The organism is Paenibacillus periandrae (assembly GCF_022458865.1).
Lineage (GTDB): Bacteria > Bacillota > Bacilli > Paenibacillales > NBRC-103111 > Paenibacillus_S > Paenibacillus_S periandrae.
Genome location: NZ_JAJNMU010000013.1, coordinates 255,913 through 262,477, shown reverse-complemented (window position 1 = coordinate 262,477; position 6,565 = coordinate 255,913). Strand labels below are relative to the sequence as shown.

Here is a 6,565-nt window from a genome sequence, read left to right as displayed (position 1 = left end):
AACGTTGACCTCGACCATAGGAACGGTAAGCACAGGCGGAACAGCGAATGAAACGATAACGAACATTCCCAACGGAACAACCTTAGCAGCGCTCAAGGCAGCGATCACGCCATCGGCGAATGCAACGTTTCAAGTTTACGATGCAGATGGAACGACAGTAGCTGCAACTTTGGTAACAGGCAAGAAGGTCATAGTTATCGCACAAGATGGAACAACGAAGGTCACGTATACCGTGACGGTGAATGCACCACCAAGTACCAATGCGTTGCTGTCTAGCTTGACTGTAAATCAAGGAACGATAACATTTTCGCCATCGCAACTTAATTATTTGGTGAACGTGAGTAACCCCGTTACAAGTCTCAATTTCAACGTAACCAAAGCAGAGGCAAATCAAGCGCTCACGGTTACAGGTGCTGTATACACAACGGTAACGGGCAATGTGTATTCCTATTTAACATCAAGCCTGATTGTAGGGGCTAACCCAATTCAAATTGTGGTAACCGCGCAGGGTGGGCAGAACAGCACGTATAATCTCACAGTGAACCGCGCAGCAACGACATCATCTAACAGTAGCGGTGGTGGCTCATCAACATCAACCAATAATACTGCTTCCACAGATGGTAAACTAACGTTGCCCGCAGGTAGTACAGGTGAGGTCAGTTTGCAACAAGAAGTGACGGTTTCTATTCCGGCTGATGCCACAAAGCAAGAACTGAAATTAACGATAGAAAAATTGTTGGATATTCAAAACCTAGTAACGGATACAAGCGTTCTAGCCAGTCCTGTCTTTGAGATTCTGAAAAACTTCTCGGATAACTTCAGTAAACCGATCACACTGACTTTTGCATTCGATAAGGCAAAATTAAGCGGCAACCAAACCGTAGCTGTATTCTATTTTGATGAAGCGAAGAAAGTATGGGTGGAAGTTCCCGGCGGTAAGATTAACGAAAATCACATCACCGTGGACGTCAATCACTTAACGAAATATGCGGTATTTGCTATAGGTGAAGGGGCGGCTATGCCCACACCAGACACGAAACCAACGATTAACTTTAACGATATTTCCGGACACTGGGCTGAGACTAGCATCAAGCAAGCGGTAAGCAGCGGAATTGTCAGCGGGTATTCGGACGGCACGTTCATGCCTGAGAAATCCGTGACGCGCGCAGAATTTGCGGTCATGCTGATGAATGCGTTGAAGCCGCAAGGAGAAGGAGCGGCACTTATGTTCACCGATAAGACGAAGATCGGCGAATGGGCGCAGAAAGCGGTCGCGCAAGCCGTGCAAGCAGGCATTATTACAGGCTATGAGGACAACACTTTTCGTCAGGATGCCCAAATTACCCGCGCCGAGATGGCCGTGATGATCGCAAGTGCCTTGGGCCAATCTAAAGTAGCAGCCGTGGAAACGAGCTTCTCGGATAACAAGGCCATTCCGGACTGGGCGAAAGGCGCAGTTGATGCTATGAAGAAGCTGGGTATTATCGAAGGCAAGGGTGCGAACGAATTTGCTCCAGTTGGTAAAACGACAAGAGCAGAAGCTGTTACGGTATTACTGAAAATGCTGGCATTCAAGGGCAAGTAAAGGGAACCTTAAGCAAGGATGAAGGGATGGGGTTCTGAATTAAGCCACCTCCCCAAACAAGCGAAGCATCAAGCGCCGACGAATTGTGGATTTGCCACACAGCGGTTCGTCTCCATACTGCTTATCAGAAAGGACGTCCTCGCTGGCGTCCTTTTTGCTGGTTATTCATTCAGGGTGGTTGCTAAAGCCTTGGTATAGTTGAGTTTCTCACCTTCAATAATAGGTGTAATAGGCTTTTCGGAAGCTATTTAATTGTATACCTCCATGTAAATAGTTATGATTTACTAGAAATCCTGCTGTCTGAGTTAGAATTCATAATAGTGGTCATTTTAGTTTTTTGATATGATGATCCTAAGAATATACAAGAGCGGTCAGCTTAATTCTCAAGTGCGGTAGGCGTTGTTCAAGGTGCATTAAGTGAAATTGAAGCAGGGAAAGCGAAGCCTTCATTTGATATGATTCATGAAATAAAGAAAAATTTCGATATCGATTTAATCTGGCTTATTATGGGTGATTTCCTTAATGGGTCAGATAATGATGCTGAGCAGGAATTTTTCAAATATTTGAAAAGCTAGATCCCCGTTAAAAACGAAGTGTTGGAGTTCGTGGAATTTAAAAGAACGCGAGTGACAATTGATTAAAAAAAGAATGTTTATCCCTTTGGTTTAATTACATTTATAGTCTCAAAACCAATTAGGTAAGGACCTTTCGCTTAAAATAGCTTTGTGAAATAACAACTGTTTTCTATACCTCCAATTGTCTAAAGAAAATAAAGTAGTGGGCTGAAAATATAAAGTATTTTCTTAGTGCTTAGGCTAAGGCAAGGATCCTTTTAAAGCATTACATGCTACCAGTTCCACAGCATCGCTTGTTATGCGGGAGCGGCCTAATAATTTCAATTTATAGGGGTGACTTAAAAAACTTACTTGGCCCTAGAAATTATTGGAGAGCGAGTGGGCAGGAGTGTCATTGGGAGGAGCTCCGTGCTTTATTGACCAATAGGTTACTGATGATGGAAACCAAAATAATGATACCAATAACATAAGAATGTCGATATGTGGTGAGTTAGATTATGAAAAAATTGATTAGGCCCTGATATAATGATACAGCACCATAATCAAACAAAGATATGCACAAATTTGAGCATTAACAAAAACGATTGCAAAACTGTTCATATTCATGGAACGAAGTCGAATAGATGTGGATTTGGCCATAAGCGGATTCGTAAGAATGAAGCTTGACCGCGAGCTTTTGATACAGACGATTCGTGTATGGATTCTCCGCCGACGTTGGAATTCTTACTTCTTTCACATCGGGATTCGCGTCACGGATTTGCGCAGCCAGCACCTGCAATCCACGAATAAACATCCGCGTACTCCGAAACTCCTCAACAAAGAAGCTGTTGCCGAGCACAGCAATTTCTTTATGCTGAAAATCGGCTTCCGCCAGTCCAAGCACAAAACTTCCTATGCCGACCACCTCGTCACATTCATTTAAGATAATAGCGGTCCTTCCGTGTTTGACATAGTTTTTAATGTCTCTCAACACGAGAATCACAGGGTAATGCGGGATGATGGAAGCACGATGCGAGATATAAAAATCAGTAAATCGGCTCCATTGCCGATTATTGTCGCATATTTCGAAGCGGAACAAGGAACTCACCTCAAATTGTAAAATAATTAACTTTTTTAAAGATTTTCATTGATTTTAACATAATCATGAAGTATGTTTACTTTGATTCTGTTTAAGGAGGTGAACATACATGGGAGATCCAGGTACTCAAAGCGCAGTTTCGATCTACACAAAAGATTCAAGCGGTAACCCCAGGCAGTAAGAGGGACCAAAACCGGCAGCATGCCGGTTTTTTTATAATATCGCGCCTAGCCAAGTTAGGAACAACTAGACTTTACGGGCTTTACCCGTTGAATGATCTGCAAAACCTTGGAATTCTCTCCAAATCAAGTCCATCAGGACTCGAATTTCAGTTCGCAGAGAAGCGCGCTTTTGAATCTCAGAGCGCCTCGCACGTGTCAATACAAGGGGCTCTCGCTGCACTTATTACTCGAGCGATGCCGATCGACGTATTGGCTTAATCGGTCAGGCGTTGTGGCGTAAAAGCTCAGCATACCACACGGATGCATATCCATATTGATAAGTGTTGCGATTTTGCCAAAAAGCTTTTTATGATCGTCGGTAGGGGTGCAATAAAATCTGATTTCAAGGATCGGCTCATGCAGCTCTATTTCACGCTGGACCAAGGCATCCATGGCATTCAGAAGCGTTCTCCCTCTGCGGTATCCGGCCTCCAGGTAGATAAAATTCACTTCGATTCTGCTGCGATCATCTGCACCGTCATCCCCTACCCAGAACGAATACGCAAGAACGCCCCGAACTTGCCCATCGTCATCCAATGCGATCATAAAGCCTTTATCGTAGATCGAATACTCAAGCAATGTCATGATTGTACTCCACTTATAGGGAACGCCGAGATCCTCAGCGTACCGGCACATAAAACGGATTCCATCCTCACTCGATTGTTCCGTTTCGGCGACAATCCACTGCAGCATTAATCCTCTCTCCTTTGCATCCGCGTTTTAAGTGCTGCCTCAAGCGTTTCCCGAATGGAAGGGAAATTCGTCATCAACGGGTGGAAATGATCATACGACAATGACAGCAGCAAGCAAGGTGTTGTCGTGACGACACTGGCGATTCTCGGTATATGCTTCATGAGCGCAATTTCTCCGAAATAATCTCCGTCTTCTAGCACCGCCACTTTATGCCGATCTCCGGACTCCGAAGTGATGATGATCTTCACTTTCCCTCTTACGATCAAATAAAACTTATCCCCCTGATCGCCTTGCTTGACTACTGTCTCGCCTGCGTCGAATTTCTCTGCGACAAAAAGCTGGGATATTCGAGCCAGCGCTTCTTGTTCAATTCCTTGAAAGAAAGGCAGCTTCTGCAGACGATCCTCCTGCACATGCGCGCTGCCGCCTCCTCTCGACAGTACGAATCCCTGCTGCTTCTCCCACATACGGCGATATAACCCATTTTGTTCCAGCAGCTGCTCATGTGGCCCCAATTCGGCTACCTTCCCATTATCTAGGACAATGATACGATCAGAAAGCGCCGCATAAGCCAATCGATGTGTCACGGAAATAATCGATCTGCTGCGGCTAAGCCTCAGGATCGTTTCGTTGACGGATTGCTCGGTATCCGGATCTAACGCCGAAGTGGCCTCATCCAGGAACAATATGTTCGGACTCCGCAGAAGCGCACGGGCGAGCGCAATCCTCTGCCTCTGTCCGCCGGACAAGTTATCGCCATAATTGCGGACAATAGTATGATAGCCATCCTGAAATGCAGCTATGGTCTCGTGAATCCCAGCCGCTCTGGCAGCTTCCTCAATCTCTTCATCCGTGGCATTCGGATTGCCTACTACAATATTGTCACGGATCGAACCGTGGAATAAAATCGAATCCTGAAAGACGACACCCACCTGCCGCAGCAGTGAAGCATACCGGGCTTCTCTTATATCTTGCCCGTCATACATAACCGCTCCGCTTTCCGGATCGGCGAATCGAAGCATCAGCTGCAGTATCGTACTTTTTCCCGAACCACTTGTCCCGACGATAGATGTATATCCGCTTAAAGGAATGCTTAGATCAAAATGCTGGAGTACCGGCTCGCCGGGAACATAGGCAAAGGTAATATCGCGAAGCTCGATGTGGGAATGGACGGTAGGCAGCTCCTTAACACCGCGTTCCTTCACTTCAGGCTCCCACTCCATCACTTGCTGCAAGCGCTGAAGGCTTGTTTTCGCCGCCAAAAAATATGGCAAGACTGCAGCAATACCGTACATGGATGAGCCGACGATAGCAAAAACAGAGTTGTAAGCGATAAATTCGCCAACCGAAAGCTTTCCCTCGAATGTCAAATAGCTGCCATAAGCAAGTATGATTGCCGTCAAAATCGAAATACCAAGCAAAGGCAGACGGTTCAAGTTGGAATCGACAAAATTTCGTTTGATACCGATAGAAGCCATTGTTTGAAGAATCCCTTCGACTTTCGAAAGCATGCTTTGGCGCAAATCGAACACCCGAATTACCCGATACGCCTTCAAGTTCTCGTCAATGGAACCATTTAACTGCCCTAGTTGCGCATAATATGTATCGGCCAAAGCAAGCGAACGGGATTTCAGCATTCGATAAGGCACGAATAGCAGAATTGAACCGACAAGTGCAATCAGGGTAAGCTTCCACTCCATGGTAAACAGGATGCATAGACCTATTGCGACACTGGAGACGGATAGCAATCCCGTGCCGAATGTTTGGAGCACGACCGATTGGATTTGCGGGATATCATCGGAATACCTAGCAAGAAGGTCGCCAACTTGGAAGCGATCGTAAAACCGATGGGACTGGGCCTGCATGTGCCGAAACAGTGCAATCCGGTAGTCGAACAGCAGCTTGATGCCAAGTCGGGCTTTGGCGTAATCACTGGAAATCCCCGTAATTACATTCAGCACTCCGATGGCAACCAATATTCCGACAATGATCGCAAGAGCCTGTATATCACGAGGCAGCAGCGCGTTATCAATTAAATATTTATAGCTGAGAGAGGAGAGGTAACGGAACAAAAGGTCGACGAACACTCCAAATACGATAACCGAAATAAAAAAAGGTGACGAACGAACGGAAGTAACAATCGTTTTCCATAACATTTCAGCTATTCTCCTTTAAACGTCAAGCAAAAATGAAAGTATGTTTTTGATTAATCATACCATATTGGGAGGAATATCGGGGGCTGAAAACTTCATGAAAAAACCGGAGGCTGCTGCTTTCGATGGTTTCCTCTAAAGTTACGTCGGTCATTGTTAGCGTATGCAACCCGATGCAACCCTGACGGGAGCGACTTCATAGGGCTCGCCATCTTTTCCGTCGACAGAACGATATCCGCCGCGGCGACATTTTCCTTCAG

At 45.6% G+C, this 6,565-nt stretch carries 4 protein-coding genes; 1 reads left to right on the top strand and 3 read right to left on the bottom strand.

The window, feature by feature from the left end; all coding sequences use genetic code 11:
* Positions 1–1,585 (top strand): S-layer homology domain-containing protein (locus tag LRL21_RS22945; protein WP_240418111.1); only part of this gene is annotated, 1,585 nt, incomplete at its 5' end.
* A gap of 1,146 nt (positions 1,586–2,731) precedes the next feature.
* On the opposite strand, the gene LRL21_RS22940 is transcribed toward LRL21_RS22945, so the two are convergent.
* From LRL21_RS22940 to LRL21_RS22930, 3 genes are all read right to left on the bottom strand, one after another.
* Complete coding sequence (locus LRL21_RS22940) at positions 2,732–3,238, bottom strand: hypothetical protein (RefSeq protein ID WP_240418110.1); 507 nt, start codon at positions 3,236–3,238, stop codon at positions 2,732–2,734.
* A 377-nt stretch (positions 3,239–3,615) separates the two neighbouring features.
* A complete protein-coding gene (locus LRL21_RS22935; RefSeq protein ID WP_240418109.1) occupies positions 3,616–4,152 on the bottom strand; it encodes a hypothetical protein in 537 nt (178 codons plus the stop codon).
* Complete coding sequence (locus LRL21_RS22930; protein ID WP_240418108.1) at positions 4,152–6,308, bottom strand: ABC transporter transmembrane domain-containing protein; 2,157 nt, start codon at positions 6,306–6,308, stop codon at positions 4,152–4,154. Before LRL21_RS22930 ends, LRL21_RS22935 begins: the two co-directional genes overlap by 1 nt.
* Positions 6,309–6,565: the final 257 nt, after the last annotated feature.